This is a genomic window from Mesorhizobium sp. RCC_202 (assembly GCF_041355295.1).
Taxonomy (GTDB): Bacteria; Pseudomonadota; Alphaproteobacteria; order Rhizobiales; family Rhizobiaceae; genus Mesorhizobium.
The window spans coordinates 407,070-430,247 of sequence record NZ_JBFUPO010000004.1; the positions used below are offsets into that span (position 1 = coordinate 407,070).

Below are 23,178 nucleotides of genomic sequence, written 5' to 3' on the forward strand. Positions count from 1 at the left end.
CTCAACCACCTATTGCGCTAGGCCACGGCTTGGGCGGGAACTACCAGCGAGATCACGCTTGTCGCAGCTTCGCCACTCATCAACGCAAAGATCTCGCCGAACGGCGCTGGCCTGCCGAGCAGAAAACCTTGCGCCTCGTTGCAGCCTTCGGCGCGCAGGATCGACAATTGGCTGTGCGTCTCGACACCTTCGGCAAGCACCGGGATGTGGAGGCTCTGGCCGAGCGCCAGCACGGCGCGGATGATGGCCTTGGCCTGCGGGCTGGTTTCGACCTCCGACATGAAGGAGCGGTCGAGCTTGATCTTGTCGAACGGGAAAGCGCGCAGCGTCTCCAGCGAGGAATAGCCGGTGCCGAAATCGTCGATGGCGATGGTGACGCCAAGCGCCTTGATGCGCCGCAGGATGTTCAACGTGCGGTTCTTGTCGGCGATAATCGTGGATTCGGTGATCTCGAGCTCAAGCCGGCTCGGCCGCAAGCCGGTTTCGAGCAGGATCTCGTGGACGAGCTTCGGCAGGTCGGCGTGGGCGAACTGTACAGGCGAGAGGTTGACCGCGATCTTATAGGGTTGATCCCATGTGGCGGCCTTGGCGCAAGCTGTGCGCAGCACCCATTCGCCAAGCGGCAGGATGAGGCCGTTTTCCTCGGCCAGCGGAATGAATTCGGCAGGCGAGATGTTGCCGCGGCTCGGATGCTTCCAGCGCAGCAGCGCCTCGTAGCCGCGAATGTCACCGGTGGAGACGGATGTCTGCACCTGGTAGTGCAGGTCGAGTTGACCATTGTCGACGGCGTCGCGCAGGTCGTTGGCCAGCGTCCGGTTGGCGCGCACGGCCTCATCCATGGCCTGCTCGTAAAAACAGACGTTCTGGGTCACATTCGCCTTCGCGCGGTACATGGCGAGGTCGGCATTGTTGACCAGCGTCTCGCGATTGTGCGCGTCGCTCGGATAGATGGCGACGCCAAGGCTGGCGCCGGTCGCCGTCTCGATGTCGCCGATCCTGACCTGTGCGAAGAGCGCCGTTTCGAGACGTGAAACGAAGTCGACGAGATCCGACTGGTTCTTCATGCGCTTGACGCCGGCGAACTCGTCGCCGCCCAGGCGGGCGACGAACTCGCCTTCCAGCAAGAGCCCGTTCATGCGTTCGGCCAGGTCCTTCAACGTCTTGTCGCCGGCGCCGTGGCCCCAGATATCGTTGATCTCCTTGAACCGATCGAGGTCGATGCCGACCACGGCGACCTTGCTGCCGAGTTCGCGGGCGCGGTCGATCTCGCGGTCGAGATGATCGTTGAAATTCGCACGGTTCGGCAGGCCGGTCAGGGCGTCGTTCATCGCCAGGTGATGCAGGCGCTGAAAGGCCTCCGAGCGCGTCTGGTCATCGATCAGATAGCTTGCCAGCCCGGTGCCGATGATGATCAGGCCGGCGACGGCAACGCCGAGCGCCATGGCATGCAACGCCGCGCTATCGGCGTGGGCGCTCTGCATGACCAGCGGCGTCACCCGCACCGCCGCCATCGCGGTAAAATGCAAGCTGACGATAGCCAGTACCAGAATAGCGGCAGCCCAATATTTGCGGGTCGCCATGCGTTTGTTCAGAGCGATATTGATGGCGAGACAGGCAAACACCACGGAGAACAGGACAGACGCCGCGATATAGCTGGCGTCCCATTCGACGATGCCGTCGACATGATAGGCCGCCATGCCGGTGTAGTGCATGCCGGAGATCGCAAAACCGACAATCGTGCCGCCGAGTAGGGGAGCGATGCGCGGGGCGTGGCCGGTGGCCGCGATGAAGCCGGCCGCGGTGCCGGCGATGGCGATGAACAGCGATGCAATCGTCAAAACCGGATCGAAGGCGATCGGGGCGCCGGGATCGTAAGCAAGCATGGCGATGAAATGCGTACACCAGATCGAAGAGCCGGCGCACACGGCAGTCAGGAAATGCCAGCCGATCTGCTGCAGCCCGGTGGCTTCATGCGAGCGCAGGAAAAGCCTGATCGTCGCCCAGGAGCCGGCGCTGCAGACCAGCGCCGCGACAAGCACAAGCCAGAGGTTGTGATCCACCGTCACGCAGGAGATGACGCGCATCATGGCCGGGTCGACCTTTTCGATCTCGGAGGTGCGAACCTTCCTGCCTTGCCAGACCATCGCCCGGTGCCCGTCAGTGCGGACATCCGATTTGTTGTGGCGGGGTGTGACAGGCGGTAAAGGCAGCCGCCCCCAATGCGGATACCGATAAATTCGACCACAACCTGCGGTGCAACTTCTAATGGTTGGTTAATTGCGGTGGAGTGTGCCCGTCCCGGGCAACGGCATGGTTTCCGCAATGTGTATGATAATTCAATAATTTATAAAATATCGATTTTTTGCGCATAATCCGCTCGGAACAGTTCAGGCAAATAGTCTAGGCGACCCGTTGAATTTCAATCGGCCCGCACTGCAGCGCGGCCAGCGGAGGCGAAACATCCTCCGCCATGCCGCGGTCGAAAATCAGAGGCCGAGATGGCCCTTCAGGCTCGGCACCTGGTCCAATACCTGATTTGTGAGATCAGGTCCGGCGGCTGCTTCGGCCTGCTGGATCAAGGTCGAGCCGGCCTTTTGAATCTGCGCCATATCGAGGCCGGATGCCTTCAGCGCGGCAACGCCATTGATGAGCGCGCCGGCCTTTTCGCCGAGCACGCCGCCAAGCGCGCCCTGCAGGGACGACAGAAAACCGCCACCGGAACCGGCCGCGGCGCCGGCGGCCATCACATCGTATTCTTTGGCCAGCGCGTCGGCGCCGGGGATCTGGGCGAAGAAAGCGGAAATGCTGGTGCCTTCCGCTTCATGCTCGAGCACGGAGAAGATGGTGCCGACGACCTTTTCCGTCGTTGCCTGGTCGAGCCCCGCCTTCTGCGAAACGGTGTTGACGATGTCCTGGATGTTCATGGCATTCTCCTTTCGTCGTCGCTTGGATCGGCGAGGCCGCGTCGGCAGCTTCCCGTCCTCATGTGACAGTATCATCAAGGCTTTGCGAAATGACCAAAATGTGATGAGCCGCCGCGATCGTCCGCGACCGTCACGGGCCGTGACCGGACCGTGCAAGTCTCGGCCCTGTCTTGCGGGTCAACCTAAGAGGGAGCGCCATGAACGAACCCGTTGCAAAGCCCGTCATCACGCAGCCTGTCATCACTCAGGCGATGATGCTGGAGGGATCGGGCGGTCAGGCGACCGATGGCGACCATACCGTGCTAAATGCCGGCGAGAGAGTGAATCCTGTCGGTAGTTGCGAGACGGGAGGCGGGCGCCTGACGCCTTCCTGCAGGTAGCGCAGCGCCGACACCAGGCCGTTCATCGTGTATGGTTTCGAAATGACGCCGATGGCGCCGGCGAAGTGGTCGGGTATGCGCTTAGGATTGGCGGTCATGAACACCACCATCGGCCGGCCCGATTGCTTCAAATGCTCGGCGACATCGACCCCCGTCGGGCCATCGGCGAGGTGGATATCGACAAAAGCAATGTCGGCATCGCTGCCTTCGGCAATGCTCCTCGCTTCATCCGACGACATGGCCCATCCGACGACCCTGTGGCCGGCTTCCTCGACGAGGCTTTCGAGCTCCATCGCCAGCAAGGCCTCGTCCTCGACAATCAGCACTTTGAGCGGTTCGGTCATTGGGTCTGCCTTTGCTGCTGTGGGCCGTTCGGCATTGTTATGACAACCTGTGTGCCCGGACCGGCATCGCGCCATTCGACATCGGCGCGCAATTGCCGGCCGAGCTGCCGGATCAGTCGCATGCCGAAGGAAGTGTCGCCGTCGGCGCCATCCATGCCGATGCCGTCGTCGGACACTTCGATGATCAGGTGTCCGTCCGGCTGGCTCATCTTGAGGCCGATGTTGCCGGGCCGTGTTTCATCCTTGAAGGCATGCTTGAGCGCGTTGGTCACCAACTCGTTGACCATCAGTGCGACCGGCGTCGCCTTCTCTGCCGGCACGATAACCGGCGCGAGGTCAAGCTTCGAGCCGATGTGAGATCGGCCGGAGGCTGCAAGCAGGTCTGAAACGAGATCGCGGGCGAAATCGGAGACATCGAAGGTGCTCACGTCCTTCGACTGGTAGAGCCTTCGATGCACGGTGCTCAATGCCTCGATCCGTTCCAGCATCGTCGCCAGCGAGTCCCTGACGGCCTTATCCTTGATGGTCCGGCTCTGCATGAGGATCAGTGACGAGACCATCTGCAAATTGTTCTTCACGCGGTGGTCGACCTCGTGCACCAGCGTGGTCTGCGTTTCGAGCGCGGCTTCAAGCTCCCTTGTGCGCTCCTTCACCGCCTTCTCGAATTTTTCCTTGTCCGCCGTCATGCGACGTTCCGACACCTTGCGGTCGGAAACGTCGAGCTGGGAGGCGAAGAAGAACAAAAGCTCACCTTTGTCGTTCGAGACTGGACTGATGTAGAGCGCGTTCCAGAAACTGGAACCATCCTTGCGATAATTGAGAAGGTCGACGCTGATGTCGCGGCTCTCGGCGATAGCGGCCCGAACCTCGGCGATGGCCGCTTTGTCCGTCCCCGAGCCTTGCAGAAAGCGGCAATTCTTGCCCATGACTTCCTCGCGCTCGTAGCCGGTCAGGCGCAGAAACGCGTCATTGGCGAAGACGATTGGATTGTCCGCTTGGCGCGGATCGGTGATGATCATCGACATGCGTGTGGCGCGAATGGCTGCCGCGAACGGATCACCCTTGCCTTGTTCGGCATGAAGATCGTCCGTCATGTGCCATGCGTCGGCAGATTCTCTGGTCCGCTTCCAATCCATGAGAAAACTCCAAGCCTTATTCGCCGCCACAACGACGCAGACTTGGAATTGGTTCACTCGCGAGTTTTGTTGCCGCAGTCGGAAAAGTGAAGGAACCAAACCGTTGTTGGCCTAAGTTTTTGGGCGCTAACGGCTTTTCTAATCTGTTGCCGCATTTGGCTTGTGGGCGGCGACACCGAACACCACCAGCGCAATGCCGAGGCAATCGGTCAGGCTCGGTATCTGACGCAGCACGAGGGCGCCGATCAGCGTCGCTGTGAGCGGCAATAGCGACAACATCAGCGCGAAGCTTGCGCGCGGCAGCCGCGCCATGGCCAGTTGATCGCAGATGTAAGGGATGACCGACGAGCACACCCCGACGCCGACGGCAGCGATCAACAACTGCGGCGCCGAGAAGGCCGGCAGCGCCTCGCGAAAACCGATCGGCAGGACGACGAGGAAGGCAATCACCATGGCAGTGCCGAGGCCGGCAATGCCGAGGCCGGTCCGGGCAATGCGGTGGCCGATGACGATGTAGCCGATGAAGAGCGCGCCGTTGAGGAAAGCCCAGAACAGGCCAACGGGATCGCTTGACCATTTTACGTCGATGAGCAGCAAGGTGCCGGTGACGGCAATGGCCAGTGCCCCGAAATTGCGCCGGCTTCTGAGGCCGACAAGCGCGACGCCGATCGTGCCGACGAATTCGATCGAAGCCACCAGCGATATCGGCAGCCGGGCAAGCGCGAGATAGAAAGAACAGTTCATCACCGCCAGGCAGACGCCGAAGGCGAGAAGCAGCAGCCGGTCCGAGCGATTGGCGCTGGCGAACACACGCCAGGGCCTGGTCAAAGGCGCGAAGATCAGCGCTGCGGTGGCAATGCGCAACCAGGCCATGCCCAGGACCCCGACCTCGTCGAACAACAGCACGGCGAAAGCCGGCCCGAGATAGTGGAAGACGGCGCTGACGCAGAACCAGACATGCGGCGGCAGGGCGTTGGCCAATCCGGCCAGAGCGGAGCGGGCAGGTGGCGAGGCTTGCGCTGGTGTATCCATGCGCTCATTATCGCAGGCCAATCCCGCAACTGACATGGCGGATCGACGTCAGGTCAGCCATTCTCCCTTGAGAAGAAAGATATTCCTGGTGAAGCGCCTTCGAAACGAAAATACCGACCTTGACGCAGCCGACCTGAAAATCCTGCGCCTGCTCGAAAAAGACGCCCGCACCAGCACGGCCGAATTGGCGCGTGCCGTCGGGCTGTCGGCGCCAAGCTTGGCCGAGCGCATCCGCAAGCTGCAGGAGCACGGCGTGATCGAGGCCTATACGGTGAGGATCAACCCGGCCGCGCTTGGACTGAAACTGTCGGCATGGCTGCGCATCAGGCCGGTGCCCGGGCAGCTATCGGTTGTGGCCGAGATCATCCGCGAGTTGCCCGAGATCGCGCAATGCGACCGTGTCACCGGCGAGGATTGTTTCATTGCGCTCGCGCATGTCGGCTCGGTGACGGAACTGGAAAGGGTGATCGACCGCATCATTCCCTATGCGATGACCAACACCGCCATCATCCAGTCGTCGCCGGTCGAGCCGCGTTCGCCGCTCGGGGCCTTGCGAAGCCGTTGAACGGATCAGGCGTGGCCGCGCTTCATGCGCGCCTGCTTCAGGATCGCGCGCCAGCGGATCATGTCGAACGGGATAGGCTCATTGTTGTTGGCGATGTGGAAGATCTCGTTGTTCACGTTCTTCAGCGATCGCCAGAAATCATAGTCGGTGATGCGAGGATCGGCCGCCAACCGTTCCACTTCGACCTTGATGTCGGTTTTCATGCACTGTCCTCGTACCGCATCCCGCCAGCCGCCCGCGCGCAAACCCGGTACGGCGGTTTTCAAACACGCCACTGAGTCGTTCAACGGGCTCAAACGGCTTGTTAACGTTAAAACCTTGGTAAGGTTAACGCGGCTTAACAGGTGCTTCAAGCGGTCTTGCGTTTGATGCCGATCGCACGCCCGGCGCGCTCCGGCATCGGCAGAGCGGCATGGGCGGCGCGCATCGCTTCGACCTTGGCCATCACATCGGGCGGGAAGGGCGCGACCTTCGGTCCGGCCATATCGACATGCAGCGCAAGCTGCTCGGAGGTGGCGGCGAGCCAGCCATCGACATGGCGGATTTCCTGATAGGCGCGCAGGCGCTTCTCATCGTGGTCGAGGAGCTGGAAGGAGACCGTCACCTTGTGATCGAGATGCAGTTCCTGCACGTAGCAGACATGGACTTCCGCGGTGTAGATGGTGAGACGGCGGTCCTTGGCGTAGCTCGGCCCCATCCCCATCAACTCGAAAGCCTGGTCCGAGCCGCGGTCGAACAGCACGTTGTAATAGGCCATGTTGAGATGGCCGTTATAGTCGATCCAATCCTTCTCGATGCCCATCGGGCTGGTGATGATAGGCGAAGGGGTCGTCATCTGGTTTTCCTCGATCGTCGCTGGACAGGGCGTGGCTGGTGAGATTTCTTCAGTTCTGGAGCAATTCCGGGCGGAAAACCGCTTCACACTTTTCCTCCAATTGCTTTAGGCATCTCCATAGCTGCAGAACAAGCGTGGACGCTGGTCCATTCGCGGAGGAATTCATGGCTCTGAGCGACCTCAATCCGGTCGAACGCAACGAGGAAGGCATCGCCGCGGTGCTCGGCATCCTCAAGCAGCGGTTGGGCGAACGCTTTCAGACGGGCGCGGCGATCCGCGGCCAGCATGCGCACACGACCACGTATATCCCGACCCAGGCGCCCGATGGCGTCGCTTTCCCGGAGACGACGGCCGAGGTTCAGGAGATCGTGCGCGCCTGCGCCGCGCATCGTGTGCCGGTGATCGCCTTTGGCGTCGGCTCGTCGCTGGAAGGCCACACCAACGCGCCGGGCGGCGGCATATCTGTCGATACGTCACGGATGAACCGCATCCTTGCGGTCAATCCGCAGGACCTCGACTGCACGGTCGAACCCGGCGTGACGCGCGAGGATTTGAACCGTCACTTGCGCGACACCGGCCTGTTCTTTCCGATCGATCCCGGCGCCAATGCCTCGCTGGGCGGCATGGCGGCGACCAGAGCTTCCGGCACCAATGCGGTGCGCTACGGCACGATGCGCGAGAATGTGCTGTCGCTGACCGCCGTGATGGCCGACGGCGAGACGGTAACGACCGGTAAGCGAGCGAAAAAGAGTTCGGCGGGCTACGATCTGACCCGGCTGCTGGTCGGCTCGGAAGGCACGCTCGGCGTCATCACGTCGCTGACCCTGCGACTCCAGGGCATCCCGCAAGCGATCTCGGGCGGCGTCTGTCCGTTTCCAAGCCTTGAAGCCGCCTGCAACACGGTGATCGCTACCATCCAGATGGGCATCCCGGTGGCTCGGATCGAGCTGGTCAACGCGCTGCAGATGCGGGCGATGAAGACTTATTCCAAGCTCGACTATCCGGAGAGCCCGTGCCTGTTCGTGGAATTCCATGGCAGCGACGCCGGGGTAGCCGAACAGGCCGAAACCTTCGGCATGATCGCCGAGGAGAATGGCGGCGGGCCTTTCTTGTGGACCACCGTCGCCGAGGAGCGGACGAAACTGTGGAAGGCGCGGCACGACGCCTACTGGTCGTCGCTGACGCTGCGCCCCGGCGCCAAGGGCCTGTCAACCGATGTCTGCGTGCCGATCTCGCGGCTTGCCGAATGCGTCACTGAGACCGAGGCCGACATTGCCGAGATGGGCCTGGTAGCACCCATCGTCGGTCATGCCGGCGACGGCAATTTCCACGTGCTGGTGCTGATGGACGTCGACAACCCGGCCGAGATCGCGCTTGCCGAGAAATTCGTGGCGCGGCTCAACATGCGCGCCATCGCCATGGAAGGAACCTGTACAGGCGAGCACGGCATCGGCCAAGGCAAGGTCGGCTTCCTGCGCCACGAGCTCGGCCACGGCGTCGATGTCATGCGCACGATCAAGCAGGCACTCGATCCGCAAAACATCATGAATCCCGGCAAAATACTGCCGAGAGACTAGCCAGAATTCGCACGCGGCTCGTTGATCAATCACGGATTCGAGCCGAGATCGGCCGCACGGTGGGCCTGAAATGGCCCGCACCCTCGGAACCCGAGTCTCGGCTTTCGCGTTGCGGCAACCAACGGATATCGTCAAAACGGAGCGGTCGTCCATGAATTGGAAAGGTGTCTGGAAGAATCAATATGGGTCCATTGTTGAAATCACCGATGATGCGGACAATCGCATATCGGGATCGTTTCGAACCGCGCTGGCGGATAGCGGTTTCCATGGCCAGGAAATTCCGGTTCTGGGAGTCCATCGCGGCGACTGCATCAGTTTTGCAGGCGGCGGGAAAACGGCGGTTGGAGATGCTGTCGTTTCCTATACCGGCCTGCTTCGGGACGGAAAAATGGAGACGTTATGGTTTGTCGTCGCGGATGCGGCGATAAAGGCCGGCGGCGAGGGACAACCCGCGAAAATCGAAAAACTGAATTGGTGGCGCTCGATGTCGACCAGCGCGGACACGTTCCAAAGAAGCTAATCCCACGGCAGAGAGGCTAACTCGGATTGGCCTCTCCGGCGATCGCGATGGCGCGAGCACGGCATCGGCCGGGGCAAGATCGGCTTCCTGCGGCCCGAGCTTGGCCATGGCGTCGACATCATGCGCGCGATCAAGCAGGCTCGATCCGCAGACATCATGAACCCGGGCAAGATATTGCCGGGCGTGGGGTAGGGCGAAGCGGGGACAGAGAGAGCCGGAGACATCGGAACCGTCCTGAGCTAGCATTGCTGGATGCTGGATGGTTCATGTGCTTGCGGCCATGTCCGCTACAAGATCGAGGGTGGGCTTCTCGGGCCAGTCACGTATTGTCATTGCTGGCGATGCCGCAAGCATTCCGGGTCGAGTTTCGGGACCACCGCAGGCGTGCGCGCAGAGGATTTTGCGATTGTTCTGGGTGCCGAATTGCTGAAAGTGTGGGAGTCCAGCCCCGGTGTGCAACGCTTCTTCGCCAGTTGTTGCGGCTCGCCAATCTACAAGACCGACCAAACCTTCCCTAAGGAACTGGGGTTGAGACTCGGAACGCTCGATACCGATCCATCGGTGACGGTGGCCGAGCATTTCATGGTTGGATCGAAGGCTCCTTGGGTCGAGATTGTCGATAAATTGCCGCAAATGAACGGCGGTCCCCCATTTGGGGAGCGCGATTAGCTCGGCGCGGATACGGCTCGTCTTGACCGCGCCACCATTCAGGTCGAGGCTCCCTCGGCGGCAAGTCTGAAAAGACAGGCACCGCCCGCTGAGGAGGATTGTCATGGCCATTTCACGGAAGGAAGAAGCGCGCGCGCTGAGCGCCGACGAACAGGAATTGGTGGAGAAATCGCACCATCCGGCGGTGCAGGAGCTTGCCGATGTCGACCTTTCCGGCCTGGTCAAGCTGCTGCGCGCGCGGCGCGACAAGGCGCAGACCGAAGCGCATCGCCGCCGGCGTGAAATACGCGGCAAGGGCGCGGCAAAAGGGGCTGCGCGCTCCAAGGCCGATGGCGGCTCACAATTGAAGCTCGAGGTTCTGGCGATGGCCATGCGGCGGCTAAACGGCGAGGCCGAACGCCGTCGCCAATTGGCGGCGCGTGCCTCGTTGATCAAGAACGCGCGCAAGGCGCTGGACAGCAAGCAGGCGGCCGCGAAGAGCCCGGACTTCAACACCCGCACCGCGCATCGCGGCATGCGGGCGGTGGCCAATCAGAAGGCTGAGAACCTGGTCCGGCCGATGGAACGTGGGCGGCAGCGAAAGGCCGCTGCGGTGGCGCAGGCCAAGCGCGACGCGCGCTAAACGCGTCGCAGCAGATTCTTACGCTGGTTAAGCTCCGGGTTGTTCGGTGAGCTTCTGCAGCAGCGGTCGCGTCGGCGCGAAGAAGGTCGTGCCGGTATGCGGCGTCGAAAAATCGAGCAGCCGGTCATAGGCGCCTGGCGGTTCGCCGACATACATGCGCTGCAGCATCTTCTCGATCACCCACAGATAGCGCGTGTAGCCGATGAAATAGGTGCCGAACTCGTTCTGCCCCGGACGGCCGAACGGCATGTTGTCGCGCAAGATGTCGAATTCGTTGCCGGCGTCGTCCTCGATCGTGGCCAGTGACTTGTGCGATTTGCGCGGCTTGTCGTCGTCATCGATTTCCATGTTGTCGATCTTGGTGCGGCCGATGATCTCTTCCTGGACATGCGTCGGCGTTTTGCCCCACGCGGCCATGTCGTGCAGGTATTTTTGCACCACGACATAGGAGCCGCCGGCAAAGTCGGCGTCCTCGTCGCCGACGAGAGCCGAGGCGGGCAGGTCGAGACCGGTCGGGTTGGCGGTGCCGTCGACAAAGCCGAGCAGGTCGCGCGCGTCGAAATAGCGAAAGCCCGAGACCTCATCGACGACGCTCACGCAGTCGCCGAGGCCATTGAGCAAAATACGCTCGAACTCGAAGCACATGTCGGGCCGCTCGGCGCGGATGTGGAAGAGGAGGTCGCCCGGCGTCGCGGGCGCCGAATGCACCGAGCCCTTGATCGGCGCGAAGGGTTTCAACTCGCGCGGCCGCCTATTGGGTGAAAGCCGGTTCCAAAGGTCAGCGCCAATGCCGGCGATGCAGGACAGCCGGCCGGACAAGTCGCGAAAACCGACATTCTTGACGAGATCGTCAAGGCCGCCGAGCACCGAAGCGAACTCGTCGAGCGCCGCCTTGTCGGCGCCAACGGTGACGACGAGGAAAATCGCGGCCATCGACAGCGGTGCGTCGACGCTTTGCGCGTCGATCGGCACTCTGTCCCAGTTCTTGCCTGACATCGGGAACGCTCCGTGTTGGGTTCAGCTTTGAGACGGCCAAGGGCATGGCCGGGAGGGGCAGGGGATTGCGAAAGAGATATCGCGACCGCGAGCGGTCGCGCAACTGCCGAGATTGCCCGGGATTGCGGGCCGACATTGCCGAATTGCCTCTTTATCGACACGCGGATGCGGGTAGAGTGCGGCTGGCTTTCATCCCAACCCCCTGGAGCAAATGCTCGCACGCCTGTTCGTGATCTTCGGTGGCTTGTTCGTGCTGGTGCTGTGCGCGGCGCTGGTGGTGCCGTATTTCATCGACTGGACGGGCTACCGTGCCGATTTCGAGCGTGAGGCGAGCGCCATTCTTGGCCGCAAGGTGACGGTGAAGGGCGATGCCACCGCACGGCTGCTGCCGTTTCCGTCGGTGACCTTCTCCAATGTCGAGGTTGCCGGTGGCCCGGCCGGCCAGCCGGCCATGACCGTCGAGACCTTTTCGATGGATGCCGAACTCGCGCCATTCCTGCGCGGCGAAGTGCTGATCTTCGACATGCGGCTGGTGCATCCGAAAGCGATCATCGACGTCGCCAGCGACGGCACCGTCGACTGGGCGATGCGGCCATCCTCGCCCTTCGATCCCAACCAGATCTCGATCGAAAAGCTGACGATCACAGAGGGGCAGATCGAACTGCGCCACGAGGCCGGCGGACGCAATCATCTGATTTCGCAGATCAACTCGACGGTGTCGGCCAAGTCGCTCACCGGCCCTTGGCGCATGGACGGCACGCTGCGCTTCGATGGGCTGCGCACGGACGTGTCGGCCTCGACCGGCAAGGTGGAAGCCGACGGCCAGATGCGGATCAGGCTGAAGGCCGATCCCGATGCCTATCCGCTTGTTATCGAGACCGACGGCAATGCCGGCATCGTCAAGGGTGCGGCCGTCTATTCCGGCCAGTTCAAGGTTACAAGCTCTGAGCAGAATGGCGCCGACAGGAACTCGGTCGAACTGCGCGGCACCGACGGCGAGCCGGTCAAGGTCGGCACCGGCAAGCCCGATCCGGGTTTCCGGCTTAACGGCAAGTTCGCGCTCGACTATCAAAAACTCGGTGTCGACGAGTTCCGCTTCGAGACCGGGCCACTCGACAATCCCTATACCGCCGACGGCAAGGCCGCAATCGATCTCGGCTCGAAGCCGCATTTCTCGATCGAGGCCAGCGGCGCGCAGGTGCAATTCGACGAGGCCGTCGGTGCAAGTGCCGGCGCCGGGCTGACGCTCGACCAGCGCCTCGCGGCCTTCGAGCAGACGCTGCAGCACATGCCGAAGCCGACCATACCGGGCACGGTCGAGGTCAAGCTGCCGGCGGTGGTGGCGGGCGACACGACGGTGCGTGACGTGCGGCTTTCGGCCGAGCCGGTCGAGGGCGGCTGGTCGGTGAAGTCGCTTGCCGCCACGCTGCCGGGCCGCGCGACGCTCGAAGCCAACGGCATGCTGAGCATCGAGGATCATTTCGGCTTCACCGGCTCGCTGCTGCTTGCGGTCGGGCAGCCTTCCGGCTTTGCCGCCTGGCTGTCGAAGGATGTCGACGAAGCGATCCGACGACTGCCGGCCGCCGGCTTCAAGGCCAAGGTCGATCTCAGCGACAACCGGCAGTCGTTCAGCGATCTCGAACTCATCCTCGGCAAGGCGAAATTCTCGGGCGACATCGATTCCAGCCAGCCGGACGGCGCCAGGCCATCGGTGCTGATGCGGCTCACCGGCGGCGAAATGGACCTTGACGGGCTGGCCGCCTTCGCCTCGATCTTTATCAGTGATAAGGGCGCCAACCGCTTTTCCGACCGCGATCTCGATTTCCAGATCAAGGCCGGTCCGGTGAGCGCCGGCGGGCTCACCGCCGACACGGTCGACACGGCGCTGCGGCTGCGCGAGGGCCTGCTGGAGGTGGACAAGCTCTCCATCGGCGGACTGGCCGGCGCCTCGATCAGCGCCACGGGCCGGGTCAAGGATTTTCCGCAGGCGCCGACGGGCAAGCTCAATGCCTCCATCGTGGCGGTGGATTTGAAGCCGCTGATCGATGTTGCGGCCGAGCACTATCCTGACAATGTCGTGCTGAAGGGCCTCGCAAGCCGCGCGGCGGCCTATCCCGAACTGTTCCAGGATGCCCGTGTCGATCTGCTGACAAGTGCCGCCGACAATGGCGACGGCACCACCGGCCTGGCGCTCTCGGCCCAGGGCAAGGCCGGCGGTTCGGCCTTCTCGGCTTCGCTGTCCGGCAAAGGAACCGCGGACAAATTGCTCGAAGCGCCGGTATCGATCACCTTCAATGCGCGCAACGACAACGCCACGCCGCTGCTTGCGCTTTACGGGCTGCCGGCGCTGCCGCTCGGCATGCTCGGCCACGCCACAACCGACATCTCGGCAAAGGGCTCGGTGGCCGGCGGTCTGGCGACCAGCTTCAACCTGACTGCCGATGACTTCAAAGCGAGTTTTGGCGGGACCGTCGCCGCCACGCCGCAAGGTGCGGCCGCCAAGGGCAAGGTCAATCTCGACGCTGCTGATATCGAGCCGTGGTTGATGACAACGGGCGTCGGCTTGCCCGGCATGGGCACCGGCACCTCGGCATCGCTCGCGGCCGATGCCGATTTCGGCAACGGGCTGCTGGTGCTGAGCGGTCTCACCGGTTCGATCAACAAGGCGTCGGTGTCGGGCGACGTCAATATCGATGCCAAGGACGGACTGCCGCATCTGGCCGGCGCGCTGGTGCTTGACGAACTCGATCTCGATCCGCTGGCCGTGTCGCTGTTCGGCGACCAATCCTTCGCCACGGCCAAGGACGGATGGCCGACTGCGCCGTTCAGCCAGAAATCGACGCTGCCGTTCAATGCCGACCTCGACCTCACCACATCGGCGCTGACCGCCGGGCCGTTCGCCACGGCGCATGACGCGGCCTTTTCGCTCAAGCTCGATCGCGAAGGCATCCATGTAGCGGACCTCAAGGCCAAGCTCTACGGCGGCGTGCTGACCGGTCTGTTCGAGCTCAAGAACACCGAAGGTACCGGTCTGTTCTCCGGGCAGATGAAGCTCGCGGGGGGTGATCTTCCCGCTGTGCTGCCGGGTGCCGGCGTCAGCGGCAACGGCGACATTTCGGCGGCGCTCTCGACCAGCGGCAAGTCGGTCGACGCGATGATTGCCGCTCTTTCCGGATCGGGCACTGCGACCTTGAAAGGACTGAAGATCGACGGCCTCAATCCGGACGGGTTTGCCGCCATCATTGCGAAGGCAGATACGATCGGGCGCGATATCGACACCGCCAAGACGGCGGATTTCGCGCCGCGGATCGCCGGCGCAGGCGGCTTTGCCGCCGGCGATACGGATATGGCCTTCACCGTCGCCAATGGCACGCTGCGCGCGCCGCCGATCAGCCTGGAGAATCCGGCCGCAACCTTGTCCGCCGACGTGATGGCCGACCTCAACACTGAGACCGTCACGGCAAAGGGGGCTTTGACCTATCATCCGGGCGACGAGGCGCTAGTCGGTTCGGAACCGGCCGTCAACTTCAGCCTTGCCGGACCGCTGGGGGCGATCGCTGCCAAGTTCGACAGCGAACCGCTGGCGCAGTTCTTGACGCAGCGCGCGCTGGAGAAGGAGCAGCAACGCGTCGAGGCGATGCAGGCGGCGCTGCTCGAAAAGCAAAGGCTGCGGCGCGAGGTGCGCTACTACGCAGCGCTCGAGACTGAGCGCGACAAGGCGGCCGAGGAATTGCGCCGCCAGGAGGAAGAGGCGCGGCAGAAGGCGGAGGCCGACGCCAAGGCAAAGGCCGAAGCCGAGGCGCAGGCCCAGGCGGAAGCCGAAGCAAAAGCCAAGGCGGACGAGGAAGCGAAAGCCAAGGCGGACGCTGCCGCGAAGGCTCAGGCCGAGGCCGATGCAAAGGCCAAGGCCGACGCTGAGGCAAAGGCCAAGGCTGACGCAGAGGCAAAAGCCCAGGCCGAGCAACAGGCGGCCGACAAAGCAGCCAAGGCGCGAGCCGAGGCGGACCGCAAGAAGGCCGAGCAAGCTAAACAGGAGGCCGAGCGCAAGGCCGCCGAGCAAGCGCCGAAGGCCGACCAATCGCTACCCGGCGTCAATGACGGCTCGATTTCAGCGCCGGCGAAGCCGAAGCCCAATCCGTTCACCATCGACAATCTGTTGAAGTCGCTCGACGGCGGTTGATGCCTCCCCAATGGATAGCGGCCGAAGTCGTCGCGGCGCTCAGGATGGCTCGCGGCGTGAAAGCAGGCGCCGAAGCATAGGCTCGATGCGGGAAAGCTCGTCGAGATGCGCGACTGACAATTCCGCCAGCCGGTCGTCGGCCAGAGGCGTCAGCTGCAGCAGCACACGCCGGTTGTCCGCCTTGTCCTGATCCCTGACGACAAGCCCCGCCTCGGCAAGGCGGTTCACCAGTTCGACCGCGCTGTGATGGCGGATGCGCAGCCGCTCGGCCAGGTCACCGACGGCCACCGGTCCGCCACCGGGATAGCCTTTGATTGCCAGCAGCGCCTGGTGCTGGCGAGGCGTCAGGCCTGCGTCATTGGCCTGGACCTGGCTGAATTCGAGAAAGCGGCGGAGGAGATAACGGAACTCCGACAGCCTCTGGTAGTCGGCCAGGCTGATTTCGGGTCGTGGGTTTTTTGGCGTCGTCATCTCTCGACTTATGGCGCTTTCGCGCGAAACCTCAAAGCGTAGATCTTTGTTGGCGCATGATGTTCGCCGAAAACCGGTTCCCATTGTGCGGGATCATGCTGTGACGCAATCCTTGTCCAAAATGACGCGGGGGCGGCGGTCGAAGGGGTCTTGAAGAATTATATCGTGTTACGATATGTAGCCGCCCGACGATCGGTCGGCAAGCGCGCCGCCAGAAAGCTGAGTCCCCATGAAATCCGCCTCCGACGGCAACGACCACCTCCGTGACTTCACCACCGATCCACGCGTTCTGCTGATCGCGGCCATTGCCGTCGTGGTAGCGACCGCCGGGCTGTTCGCCGGCATCGCGCTGCTGAAGCTCATCCGGCTTGCCACCAATGTTGCTTATTTCGGTCAGTTTTCGCTGGCCGAGCTCAGGCTGGAAGACACACCGCTCGGGCTTGCCGCCGTCTTCGTGCCGGTGATCGGTGCGCTGATCATCGGACTGATGGCGCGCTTCGGCAGCGAGAAGATCCGCGGCCACGGCATCCCCGAAGCCATCGAGGCGATCCTGCTCGGCCGCTCGCGGCTCGACGCCAAGGTCGCTGTACTGAAGCCGTTGTCGTCAGCGATCTCGATTGGCTCGGGTGGGCCGTTCGGTGCCGAAGGCCCGATCATCATGACCGGCGGCGCCATCGGCTCGCTGATCGCGCAGATGCTGCCGGTCAGCGACAATGAGCGCAAGACGCTGCTCGTGGCGGGCGCTGCGGCCGGCATGACGACCGTGTTCGGCACGCCGATCGCGGCCATCATGCTCGCGGTCGAGCTGCTCTTGTTCGAATGGACGCCGCGCAGTTTCATCCCCGTCGCTGTCGCCGCGATCGTCGCCGAGGTCGAGCGCACCTTGCTGCATATGCCGGGGCCGATCTTTCCGTTTTCGGGGGGCATGGAGGCATCGATCACCGGCTTGGGCGGCTGGGTGCTGATCGGCATTGCCGCTGGCCTTCTTTCCGGCCTGCTGACGCAATTGGTCTATGCCTGCGAGGACGCTTTCCTGAAATTGCCGATACACTGGATGTGGTGGCCGATGATCGGCGGCCTGGTGGTCGGCATCGGCGGCCTGATCGAGCCGCATGCCCTTGGCGTCGGCTACGACAACATCGCCAACATGCTGGACGGCCGCATGATTGCGACGGCGGCGCTCCTGCTGCTGGTGGTCAAGACGATCATCTGGTCCGTCGCGCTAGGCTCCGGAACCTCCGGCGGCGTGCTGGCGCCGCTCTTGATCATGGGCGGCGCGATGGGCGCGGTGCTGTCGGGCATCCTGCCGGAAGCGAGCCCCGGCTTCTGGCCGCTGCTGGCGATGGCGGCGACCATGGGCGGCACCATGCGTGCGCCGCTAACCGCAACCTTCTTCGCCACCGAGCTTACCGGCAACACGCATGTGCTGGTGCCGCTGATCGCGGCCTGCGCCACGGCGCACGCCGTCACCGTATTGTTGATGAAGCGCTCGATCCTGACCGAGAAAGTGGCCCGGCGCGGACATCATCTCGTGCGCGAATACCGTGTCGATCCTTTCGCGCTGACCAGGGTGCGCGAGGTGATGACGGCCAAGGTGGAAAGCGTGCCTGCGACGATGACGCTGCATGGCGCGGCTGCCTTTCTCACCGGGCCCGAGACGAGGCATCCGAGCTTCCCGGTGGTCGATGCCGAGGGGCATGTGCTCGGCGTCATCGATCCGCCGGCGATCCTGCGCTGGCGTCGTAACGGCAGGCACCGCAAGGCGACGCTCGGCGAACTGCTTGCCGGCAGCAAGATTACGCTCGCTTATCCGGACGAATATCTGGAGGCACTTTCCGACAAGCTGCTGCTCGCCAATGTCTCGCATCTGCCGGTCGTCTCACGCGAGGATGAACAACTCGTCGGCTATATCGGCTGGAAGGACATGATGCGGGTCAGGTCGAAAAAGCAGGCGGAAGAGCGCGATCGCACCGCGTTGCTCAATTTTGGCGGCAGGCGCAAGGCGGGACAGGGCGTTAGCGACCCGGCGTAAGCGCCCGTCTTTACGATGCCTTGCCGTCGCGCTTTGCCCAGGCGAGCACATAGAGCCTGAGCGCCGAAGATAGATTGGCGTCGCGCGTGCGGGTCTCGTCGATCTCTGCGACGAGTGCGGCGAGCGACAGCGATCGTTCCGCCGCGATGACGATGAGGTCGTTGTAGAAGGGCTGTTCCAGCGAAAAGCTGGTGCGGTGGCCGCGGATCGTTACAGAGCGTTTTTCGACCGCGGCCATCGGGTGCTCAGCGCTCACCAGGATCGTCAGGCTTTTCGCGGCGATGGCCGGCGACGAACTTTTCGGCCTTGTCGGAGGTCAATCGGTCACGGTCGCGCTCGGCTTTGGAGCGGCCGTGCAACGCTCGATTCTCACCTGCCAGGCGTTCCTTCTCGGTGCGCGCTTTCTGTTTGCGGGCCTGGCGGAGATTGACGATCTCGCCCATCGCGCCGGCTTACTTCTTGCGGAAGGCGTCGAGCGAAACCACGTCGGCGCCCTTGCCGCCGGTCTCGGCGACAGCGGCCTTCTTCTCGGCCTCGGCGGCCTTCTTCTTGGATTCCGGCTTCTTTTCGGGAACGACGACGGCGATCGGTTCGGGAGCAGGTGCCGCGGCTTCGTCTTCCGCGGTCTCGCTCTTGACGTCGAATTCGAGCTCGAAATTGACCGACGGATCGTAGAAGCCGCGCACGGCGGAGAAGGGGATCTCCAGCTTTTCCGGAACATCGGAGAAGGAGAGCCCGACCTCGAAACCGGCATCCGTCACTTTCAGGTCCCAGTACTGGAACTGGATGACGATGGTCATCTGTTCGGGATAGCGCTCGCGCAGCCTGGACGAGACGCGCACGCCCGGCGCGCCGGTCAGGAAGGTGATGAAAAAGTGATGATTGCCCGGAAGGCCGGTGCGCGCGACTTCGGCCAGGACCTTGCGCATGACGCCGCGCAGAGCCTCCTGGGCCAGAATGTCGTAGCGGATGTGGTCGTCGGCCATGTGCTGGTCGGGTTCCGTTGAATCGTCCGCATAGCTGTAATCAAGCTTGGGCGCGGCGTAAACCGCATATAGGCGCAAAGCGCTGAGGCCAAGAGGGGTGCCGACGATTTGATCGCTCAGGCGTGGGCGAGGACCGGCTGTTTGCCGGCTGGCTGTTTCTTCCTGGCAAAGGCGTTGAGGAAGGTCCGCACGCCGTTGCTGGCGGAGTGCTGGACCTCTTCCTCGGTCGGCGTGCCGCCGAGCATGAAGGTGATCTGCAATTCGGCATTGACCAGCGCCAGGAACTGGCGCGCCGCGACATCGGGATCGCCGATCGACAGGTGGCCGGCAAGAGCGAGCCGGGCGAAGCGGGCGGCAAGCGCCGACCATGTGCGGCCGGGACCCCGCTCACGCCATTCGGCAAAGAGTTCCGGGTAGCGTTCGCCCTCGGCCTGGATCAGCTTGCGCAGGAAACGGCCATCGCGGCTGCAGATGCAGTTGCGGTTCATGCGAACGGCAAACGTGATCAGATCGGCCTCGAGATCGGTCGGTTGGTCGGGGAAGGTGGCGATCGTGGCGAAGATGCCCGCATTGCAGCGCTCGGTCAGGTCGCGCACCACCGCGACAAAAAGCTTTTCCTTGTCGCCATGATGGTTGTAGACGGTCTGGCGCGACACGCCGGCCTCGGCCGCGATCAAGTCGATATTGGCCCCGGCATAGCCTTCCCGGCAGAACACGCCAGCAGCAGCGTCGACCACCGACACGCGTTTGGCCTCATGGCTACGTGGCGGGAAAGTGTCAGGAGAAAAGCCGTGCTTCATAAAAAACTATATAGCGGTGATTGACGAATTGGACAAGGGTGTCTAAATTTGTGGACATAAGAAAGGGAATTCGCGATAGGGGACGAATTCAATTCGCTAAGAGGCGAACTGAATTCGCGCTTGAGACAAACAAGTTTGCTCCTTGATGTCGAATTTCCGCGGGATGGAACGTCCTGGGTTTAGACACCGCTATTTCGCGGCGACAAACCACATTCGAAAAGAGCCTTTATCATGAGTCCCAAATTCCTCCGCATTGCGGTCGTGCTCGGCTTGTTGTCCGCGATCGGCCCGTTCGCCATCGATATGTATCTTCCCGCGCTGCCTTCGATCGGCCAGGATCTGCATGCCGGCACCGCTGCCGTGCAGATGAGCCTGTTGATCTTCTTCCTGTCGATGGGTTTTGGTCAGATCGTCGTCGGTCCGATCTCCGACATGGTCGGGCGCAAATTGCCGCTCTATGGCGGCCTCGCGCTGTTCATGATCGGCGGCGTCGGCTCGGCGATGGCGCCGACCATCGAATGGCTGATCGCCTTCCGTTTCCTGCAGGGGCTCGGCGCCAGCGCCGGCATGGCGGTGCCGCGCGCCATCGTGCGCGACCTGCACACCGGCAACGAGGCCGCCAAGCTGATGTCGCTCTTGATGCTGGTGTTTTCGGTGTCGCCGATCCTGGCGCCGCTGACCGGCAGCCAGATCATCGAGAGCTTCGGCTGGCGCGCCGTGTTCTGGACCGTGACGGCTGCAGCGGCTTTGGCCACGATCCTGCTTGCCACCTCGCTCAAGGAGACGCGGTCAGCCGAAGAGCGCGCCAACTCGTCCTTCGGCACCGCATTGGCCGGCTACCGCTTCCTGTTGGGTGACCGCAACTTCCTCGGCCTGACGGCAATCGCCGGCTTCGGGATCGCCAGCTTCTTCGTTTATCTGTCGAGCTCGTCCTTCATCCTGATCGACCATTACGGCCTGTCGCCGTCGGTCTATAGCGTGTTCTTCTCGATCAATGCGGTTGCCTTCATCGGCATGTCGCAGCTGACCGGGATGCTGGCCGAGCGTTTCGGCTTGAAGCGCGTCGTCTGGGTTGCGGTCACCGGCTATGCCACGACGATGGTGGCGCTATTTGCGATCATGGCATCCGGCGTCGACCGCCTCGACGTGATGGCGGCGCTGCTGTTTGTCGGCTACGGCTTCCTCGGCCTCGTCATCCCCACCACCTCGGTGCTGGCCATGGAAGAGCATGGCGAGATCGCGGGTACCGCCTCGGCGCTGATGGGCACGCTGCATTTCGCCATCGGCGCGCTGGCGATGGGCGTCGCCGGTGTCTTCTTCGACGGCACCCCACTGCCGATGGTCGCCGGCATCACGCTGTGCGCGGTGATCTCCTTCACGCTGGCCAAGGTGACGCTTGGCCGCTCGCGGGAAGCAGCGGAAGCGCCGGCGGAATAAGCAACGGCCACCAGCAAGCAAGAAGGCCGGGTCATCCCGGCCTTTTTTTATGTCTGACGCAAGCCGGCCTGATCGAGGATGAAGCGCACCCGCTCCTCGACGGAGACAAGAGGCAGCGGCACCAGCTCGTAGCCGAGTTCGGCGTAGACACCGGTCACCGCTTGAAAAGTGCGCTCGGCTTCGTTGAGCGTCTGCTTGCGCTCTTCGTCCTGGGTGAAGATCTCAGGCCATGGCGGCGCGACGAAAACGCGACGCGCATAGCGGAATTTATCTGCCGCACTTCCGATGTGCTCGGGCACCGGCAGACCACAAAGCCTGAGATAGCCGATTGTATCGGCCACACCGCGGTCGAAGAAGACTGGAGCGGGCTCGGCATGCGCGGCATGCCAGGAGCGCAGCTCCCAGGACAGCATAAGTTCGGCAAACAGCGCGCGGTCGCGCCAGGGGAGGGCAGGGCCGTCGATCGCCATCTGGTCGCGGATGATGCCGCGCCCGGCTTCGGGCGCGGTCGCGAAGCCTTTGGCTTTCAGCGCTTCGATCAGTGTCGTCTTGCCGGAACCGGGACCGCCGGTCAGAACGAAAAATCGATCGATGTCATTCTGCATGAGCTGTCTGTGGATGATGCGCGGCAGGCCGCGCCGCGCATGACGCGCCGGAGAGGGCTTGGCCGTTCTGTTGATGATTGGGGAAGCAGAAAGGGGGAAGTGGAGGTTTCTGTTGCCAGGTACCTCCGAACCCCGCCTAGAAGTGCGAACCCCTAGGGCTTGATTTGAAGCTATCGCACTGCATTAAGCAGCGAGACGTGCTTCCGCATAGTTGTCGTTGGCAACTATAAGTTTAGCCCGATGACGGTGGTACAATGCCGGGCAAAAGTACGATCTTTACACCTTCGTCGATCCTATTTCGCCCCCAGCAAAAGCCGCTCCGTCATCCAGAGCGGTTTTTGGTGGAGGCGCCGGGTACCGCCCCCGGGTCCGAACGGCTTATTTCATCGCCTGTTTATCGCCATAGTCGGTCAAGCCGACGAACCGAATATAGGGATCGATAAGCGAAAAAGAAAGGCCAAACCGGCACTTTGTCCCCGTGGCAAAGCGCGCCGCCGAGGGTTGACTTGCGCTCGCACTCAATCGAAGCTCCGGCTTGCGGTGAGGAGTCTCTGACCTAGCGCACAGGTTGCGCGGCGCGCCACAACCCTCATCGATCACATCGGTGGCGCCGACGAGGGGAAGTTTGATGGCCGACTATCTTGCGGATGTGAAGAAATACGACGCCGGCGCCAGCGCGGAGGTGGTCGAAAAGATCGTCAAGCATTTGGGCATTGCGCTCAGGAACCGCGATTCCTCGCTGGTGTCCTGCACCGACCCCAAGGAACTCGATCGCGTCCGAGAGAACTGGATCGGCAAGAAGCTCGGCATCGCCGACGCCGCAAAGGCCAATGCATCGATCGAGAAGACCTGCAAGGCGATGCATGCGGACAACACCAAGAGCCGCGTGACCTTCTACTACCTGGTCGCCAAGGATCTCGGCAAACTCGGCTCGCTCTAGAACCTTTTGATAATTCTACTCTGGCAGCCACTGGCGCGCTTTGCTGCGCTTCCGGTGCTCACGTACTTTTAAGTACGCTCAGCTCCGGTTGTCGAATACCACGCTATTCGACTCGCCAGAGCGAATT

The 23,178-nt window shown here is 62.8% G+C and carries 23 protein-coding genes, 1 other RNA gene and 1 pseudogene; 10 read left to right on the forward strand and 15 right to left on the reverse strand.

Annotated elements, in window-relative coordinates:
- Positions 1 to 17: 17 nt before the first annotated feature.
- From AB6802_RS12055 to AB6802_RS12075, 5 genes are all read right to left on the reverse strand, one after another.
- Positions 18 to 2,144 carry a putative bifunctional diguanylate cyclase/phosphodiesterase gene (locus AB6802_RS12055; RefSeq protein ID WP_371010319.1) on the reverse strand — a complete coding sequence of 709 codons (2,127 nt, stop codon included), beginning with the start codon at positions 2,142 to 2,144 and terminating at the stop codon, positions 18 to 20.
- Positions 2,145 to 2,486: 342 nt separating this feature from the next.
- Positions 2,487 to 2,924, reverse strand: a complete 438-nt coding sequence (locus tag AB6802_RS12060) for a hypothetical protein (RefSeq protein WP_371010320.1) — start codon at positions 2,922 to 2,924, stop codon at positions 2,487 to 2,489.
- A gap of 274 nt (positions 2,925 to 3,198) precedes the next feature.
- Positions 3,199 to 3,648: a response regulator gene (locus AB6802_RS12065; protein ID WP_371010321.1), complete on the reverse strand. Its 450-nt coding sequence runs from the start codon at positions 3,646 to 3,648 to the stop codon at positions 3,199 to 3,201.
- Positions 3,645 to 4,742, reverse strand: coding sequence for a histidine kinase dimerization/phosphoacceptor domain -containing protein (locus tag AB6802_RS12070; RefSeq protein WP_371010322.1), 1,098 nt, complete (start codon positions 4,740 to 4,742; stop codon positions 3,645 to 3,647). Before AB6802_RS12070 ends, AB6802_RS12065 begins: the two co-directional genes overlap by 4 nt.
- A gap of 180 nt (positions 4,743 to 4,922) precedes the next feature.
- Positions 4,923 to 5,816 (reverse strand): DMT family transporter, encoded by an 894-nt coding sequence (locus AB6802_RS12075; RefSeq protein WP_371010323.1) that lies wholly within the window; start codon positions 5,814 to 5,816, stop codon positions 4,923 to 4,925.
- Between the two features lie 88 nt (positions 5,817 to 5,904).
- Between AB6802_RS12075 and AB6802_RS12080 the strand changes: the two genes are divergently transcribed.
- On the forward strand, positions 5,905 to 6,381 hold the full coding sequence (locus AB6802_RS12080; RefSeq protein ID WP_371010324.1) for an Lrp/AsnC family transcriptional regulator: 477 nt from the start codon (positions 5,905 to 5,907) through the stop codon (positions 6,379 to 6,381).
- A 5-nt stretch (positions 6,382 to 6,386) separates the two neighbouring features.
- Here AB6802_RS12080 and AB6802_RS12085 read toward each other — a convergent pair whose 3' ends face one another.
- Both AB6802_RS12085 and AB6802_RS12090 read right to left on the reverse strand, forming a co-directional pair.
- Entirely contained in the window at positions 6,387 to 6,584 is a 198-nt protein-coding gene (locus AB6802_RS12085) for a hypothetical protein (protein ID WP_027168755.1), read from the reverse strand.
- A 146-nt stretch (positions 6,585 to 6,730) separates the two neighbouring features.
- Positions 6,731 to 7,216: a thioesterase family protein gene (locus AB6802_RS12090; RefSeq protein WP_371010325.1), complete on the reverse strand. Its 486-nt coding sequence runs from the start codon at positions 7,214 to 7,216 to the stop codon at positions 6,731 to 6,733.
- A 164-nt stretch (positions 7,217 to 7,380) separates the two neighbouring features.
- Between AB6802_RS12090 and AB6802_RS12095 the strand changes: the two genes are divergently transcribed.
- The 5 genes and pseudogenes from AB6802_RS12095 (at position 7,381) to AB6802_RS12115 (ending at position 10,604) form a co-directional block, all read left to right on the forward strand.
- Positions 7,381 to 8,793 carry an FAD-binding oxidoreductase gene (locus AB6802_RS12095; protein ID WP_371010326.1) on the forward strand — a complete coding sequence of 471 codons (1,413 nt, stop codon included), beginning with the start codon at positions 7,381 to 7,383 and terminating at the stop codon, positions 8,791 to 8,793.
- A 70-nt stretch (positions 8,794 to 8,863) separates the two neighbouring features.
- Positions 8,864 to 9,313 carry an avidin/streptavidin family protein gene (locus tag AB6802_RS12100; protein ID WP_371010327.1) on the forward strand — a complete coding sequence of 150 codons (450 nt, stop codon included), beginning with the start codon at positions 8,864 to 8,866 and terminating at the stop codon, positions 9,311 to 9,313.
- 54 nt (positions 9,314 to 9,367) lie between these two features.
- Positions 9,368 to 9,505, forward strand: a pseudogene (locus AB6802_RS12105) (FAD-linked oxidase C-terminal domain-containing protein); the annotation flags it as partial.
- 60 nt (positions 9,506 to 9,565) lie between these two features.
- On the forward strand, positions 9,566 to 9,982 hold the full coding sequence (locus tag AB6802_RS12110; RefSeq protein ID WP_371010328.1) for a GFA family protein: 417 nt from the start codon (positions 9,566 to 9,568) through the stop codon (positions 9,980 to 9,982).
- 103 nt (positions 9,983 to 10,085) lie between these two features.
- Positions 10,086 to 10,604 (forward strand): hypothetical protein, encoded by a 519-nt coding sequence (locus tag AB6802_RS12115; RefSeq protein WP_371010329.1) that lies wholly within the window; start codon positions 10,086 to 10,088, stop codon positions 10,602 to 10,604.
- Positions 10,605 to 10,631: 27 nt separating this feature from the next.
- On the opposite strand, the gene AB6802_RS12120 is transcribed toward AB6802_RS12115, so the two are convergent.
- On the reverse strand, positions 10,632 to 11,600 hold the full coding sequence (locus AB6802_RS12120) for a Dyp-type peroxidase (protein WP_371010330.1): 969 nt from the start codon (positions 11,598 to 11,600) through the stop codon (positions 10,632 to 10,634).
- Between the two features lie 211 nt (positions 11,601 to 11,811).
- Here AB6802_RS12120 and AB6802_RS12125 point away from each other — a divergent pair, with 211 nt between their 5' ends.
- Positions 11,812 to 15,780 carry an AsmA family protein gene (locus tag AB6802_RS12125; protein ID WP_371010331.1) on the forward strand — a complete coding sequence of 1,323 codons (3,969 nt, stop codon included), beginning with the start codon at positions 11,812 to 11,814 and terminating at the stop codon, positions 15,778 to 15,780.
- 39 nt (positions 15,781 to 15,819) lie between these two features.
- Here AB6802_RS12125 and AB6802_RS12130 read toward each other — a convergent pair whose 3' ends face one another.
- Positions 15,820 to 16,251, reverse strand: coding sequence for a MarR family winged helix-turn-helix transcriptional regulator (locus AB6802_RS12130; RefSeq protein WP_371010332.1), 432 nt, complete (start codon positions 16,249 to 16,251; stop codon positions 15,820 to 15,822).
- A gap of 229 nt (positions 16,252 to 16,480) precedes the next feature.
- Here AB6802_RS12130 and AB6802_RS12135 point away from each other — a divergent pair, with 229 nt between their 5' ends.
- Positions 16,481 to 18,283 carry a chloride channel protein gene (locus AB6802_RS12135; protein ID WP_371010333.1) on the forward strand — a complete coding sequence of 601 codons (1,803 nt, stop codon included), beginning with the start codon at positions 16,481 to 16,483 and terminating at the stop codon, positions 18,281 to 18,283.
- Between the two features lie 10 nt (positions 18,284 to 18,293).
- Here AB6802_RS12135 and AB6802_RS12140 read toward each other — a convergent pair whose 3' ends face one another.
- The 4 genes from AB6802_RS12140 to AB6802_RS12155 all read right to left on the reverse strand — a co-directional run bounded on the left by AB6802_RS12140 (position 18,294) and on the right by AB6802_RS12155 (position 20,069).
- The gene (locus tag AB6802_RS12140; protein ID WP_371010334.1) at positions 18,294 to 18,521 is read right to left on the reverse strand and encodes a ribbon-helix-helix domain-containing protein; all 228 of its coding nucleotides are present in this window, start codon (positions 18,519 to 18,521) and stop codon (positions 18,294 to 18,296) included.
- Positions 18,522 to 18,528: 7 nt separating this feature from the next.
- The gene (locus AB6802_RS12145; RefSeq protein ID WP_371010335.1) at positions 18,529 to 18,726 is read right to left on the reverse strand and encodes a DUF4169 family protein; all 198 of its coding nucleotides are present in this window, start codon (positions 18,724 to 18,726) and stop codon (positions 18,529 to 18,531) included.
- A gap of 9 nt (positions 18,727 to 18,735) precedes the next feature.
- Positions 18,736 to 19,269 (reverse strand): SspB family protein, encoded by a 534-nt coding sequence (locus AB6802_RS12150; protein WP_371010336.1) that lies wholly within the window; start codon positions 19,267 to 19,269, stop codon positions 18,736 to 18,738.
- A gap of 116 nt (positions 19,270 to 19,385) precedes the next feature.
- Positions 19,386 to 20,069, reverse strand: a complete 684-nt coding sequence (locus AB6802_RS12155) for a TetR/AcrR family transcriptional regulator (RefSeq protein WP_371010337.1) — start codon at positions 20,067 to 20,069, stop codon at positions 19,386 to 19,388.
- A 231-nt stretch (positions 20,070 to 20,300) separates the two neighbouring features.
- Between AB6802_RS12155 and AB6802_RS12160 the strand changes: the two genes are divergently transcribed.
- Positions 20,301 to 21,506: a multidrug effflux MFS transporter gene (locus tag AB6802_RS12160; protein ID WP_371010338.1), complete on the forward strand. Its 1,206-nt coding sequence runs from the start codon at positions 20,301 to 20,303 to the stop codon at positions 21,504 to 21,506.
- A gap of 47 nt (positions 21,507 to 21,553) precedes the next feature.
- On the opposite strand, the gene AB6802_RS12165 is transcribed toward AB6802_RS12160, so the two are convergent.
- Entirely contained in the window at positions 21,554 to 22,111 is a 558-nt protein-coding gene (locus tag AB6802_RS12165; RefSeq protein WP_371010339.1) for an AAA family ATPase, read from the reverse strand.
- A 98-nt stretch (positions 22,112 to 22,209) separates the two neighbouring features.
- Positions 22,210 to 22,570: a transfer-messenger RNA gene (gene ssrA, locus AB6802_RS12170) on the reverse strand.
- 169 nt (positions 22,571 to 22,739) lie between these two features.
- Between ssrA and AB6802_RS12175 the strand changes: the two genes are divergently transcribed.
- Complete coding sequence (locus AB6802_RS12175; protein ID WP_371010340.1) at positions 22,740 to 23,051, forward strand: DUF2853 family protein; 312 nt, start codon at positions 22,740 to 22,742, stop codon at positions 23,049 to 23,051.
- Positions 23,052 to 23,178 lie beyond the last annotated feature (127 nt).

Bases quoted from the DNA above. Each gene is read 5' to 3' on its own strand.
- AB6802_RS12055 (WP_371010319.1), bottom strand. From the start codon at position 2,144: ATGGTCTGGCAAGGCAGGAAGGTTCGCACCTCCGAGATCGAAAAGGTC.
- AB6802_RS12060 (WP_371010320.1), bottom strand. From the start codon at position 2,924: ATGAACATCCAGGACATCGTCAACACCGTTTCGCAGAAGGCGGGGCTC.
- AB6802_RS12065 (WP_371010321.1), bottom strand. From the start codon at position 3,648: ATGACCGAACCGCTCAAAGTGCTGATTGTCGAGGACGAGGCCTTGCTG.
- AB6802_RS12070 (WP_371010322.1), bottom strand. From the start codon at position 4,742: ATGACGGACGATCTTCATGCCGAACAAGGCAAGGGTGATCCGTTCGCG.
- AB6802_RS12075 (WP_371010323.1), bottom strand. From the start codon at position 5,816: ATGGATACACCAGCGCAAGCCTCGCCACCTGCCCGCTCCGCTCTGGCC.
- AB6802_RS12085 (WP_027168755.1), bottom strand. From the start codon at position 6,584: ATGAAAACCGACATCAAGGTCGAAGTGGAACGGTTGGCGGCCGATCCT.
- AB6802_RS12090 (WP_371010325.1), bottom strand. From the start codon at position 7,216: ATGACGACCCCTTCGCCTATCATCACCAGCCCGATGGGCATCGAGAAG.
- AB6802_RS12095 (WP_371010326.1), top strand. From the start codon at position 7,381: ATGGCTCTGAGCGACCTCAATCCGGTCGAACGCAACGAGGAAGGCATC.
- AB6802_RS12100 (WP_371010327.1), top strand. From the start codon at position 8,864: ATGGCCCGCACCCTCGGAACCCGAGTCTCGGCTTTCGCGTTGCGGCAA.
- AB6802_RS12110 (WP_371010328.1), top strand. From the start codon at position 9,566: ATGCTGGATGGTTCATGTGCTTGCGGCCATGTCCGCTACAAGATCGAG.
- AB6802_RS12115 (WP_371010329.1), top strand. From the start codon at position 10,086: ATGGCCATTTCACGGAAGGAAGAAGCGCGCGCGCTGAGCGCCGACGAA.
- AB6802_RS12120 (WP_371010330.1), bottom strand. From the start codon at position 11,600: ATGTCAGGCAAGAACTGGGACAGAGTGCCGATCGACGCGCAAAGCGTC.
- AB6802_RS12125 (WP_371010331.1), top strand. From the start codon at position 11,812: ATGCTCGCACGCCTGTTCGTGATCTTCGGTGGCTTGTTCGTGCTGGTG.
- AB6802_RS12130 (WP_371010332.1), bottom strand. From the start codon at position 16,251: ATGACGACGCCAAAAAACCCACGACCCGAAATCAGCCTGGCCGACTAC.
- AB6802_RS12135 (WP_371010333.1), top strand. From the start codon at position 16,481: ATGAAATCCGCCTCCGACGGCAACGACCACCTCCGTGACTTCACCACC.
- AB6802_RS12140 (WP_371010334.1), bottom strand. From the start codon at position 18,521: ATGGCCGCGGTCGAAAAACGCTCTGTAACGATCCGCGGCCACCGCACC.
- AB6802_RS12145 (WP_371010335.1), bottom strand. From the start codon at position 18,726: ATGGGCGAGATCGTCAATCTCCGCCAGGCCCGCAAACAGAAAGCGCGC.
- AB6802_RS12150 (WP_371010336.1), bottom strand. From the start codon at position 19,269: ATGGCCGACGACCACATCCGCTACGACATTCTGGCCCAGGAGGCTCTG.
- AB6802_RS12155 (WP_371010337.1), bottom strand. From the start codon at position 20,069: ATGAAGCACGGCTTTTCTCCTGACACTTTCCCGCCACGTAGCCATGAG.
- AB6802_RS12160 (WP_371010338.1), top strand. From the start codon at position 20,301: ATGAGTCCCAAATTCCTCCGCATTGCGGTCGTGCTCGGCTTGTTGTCC.
- AB6802_RS12165 (WP_371010339.1), bottom strand. From the start codon at position 22,111: ATGCAGAATGACATCGATCGATTTTTCGTTCTGACCGGCGGTCCCGGT.
- AB6802_RS12175 (WP_371010340.1), top strand. From the start codon at position 22,740: ATGGCCGACTATCTTGCGGATGTGAAGAAATACGACGCCGGCGCCAGC.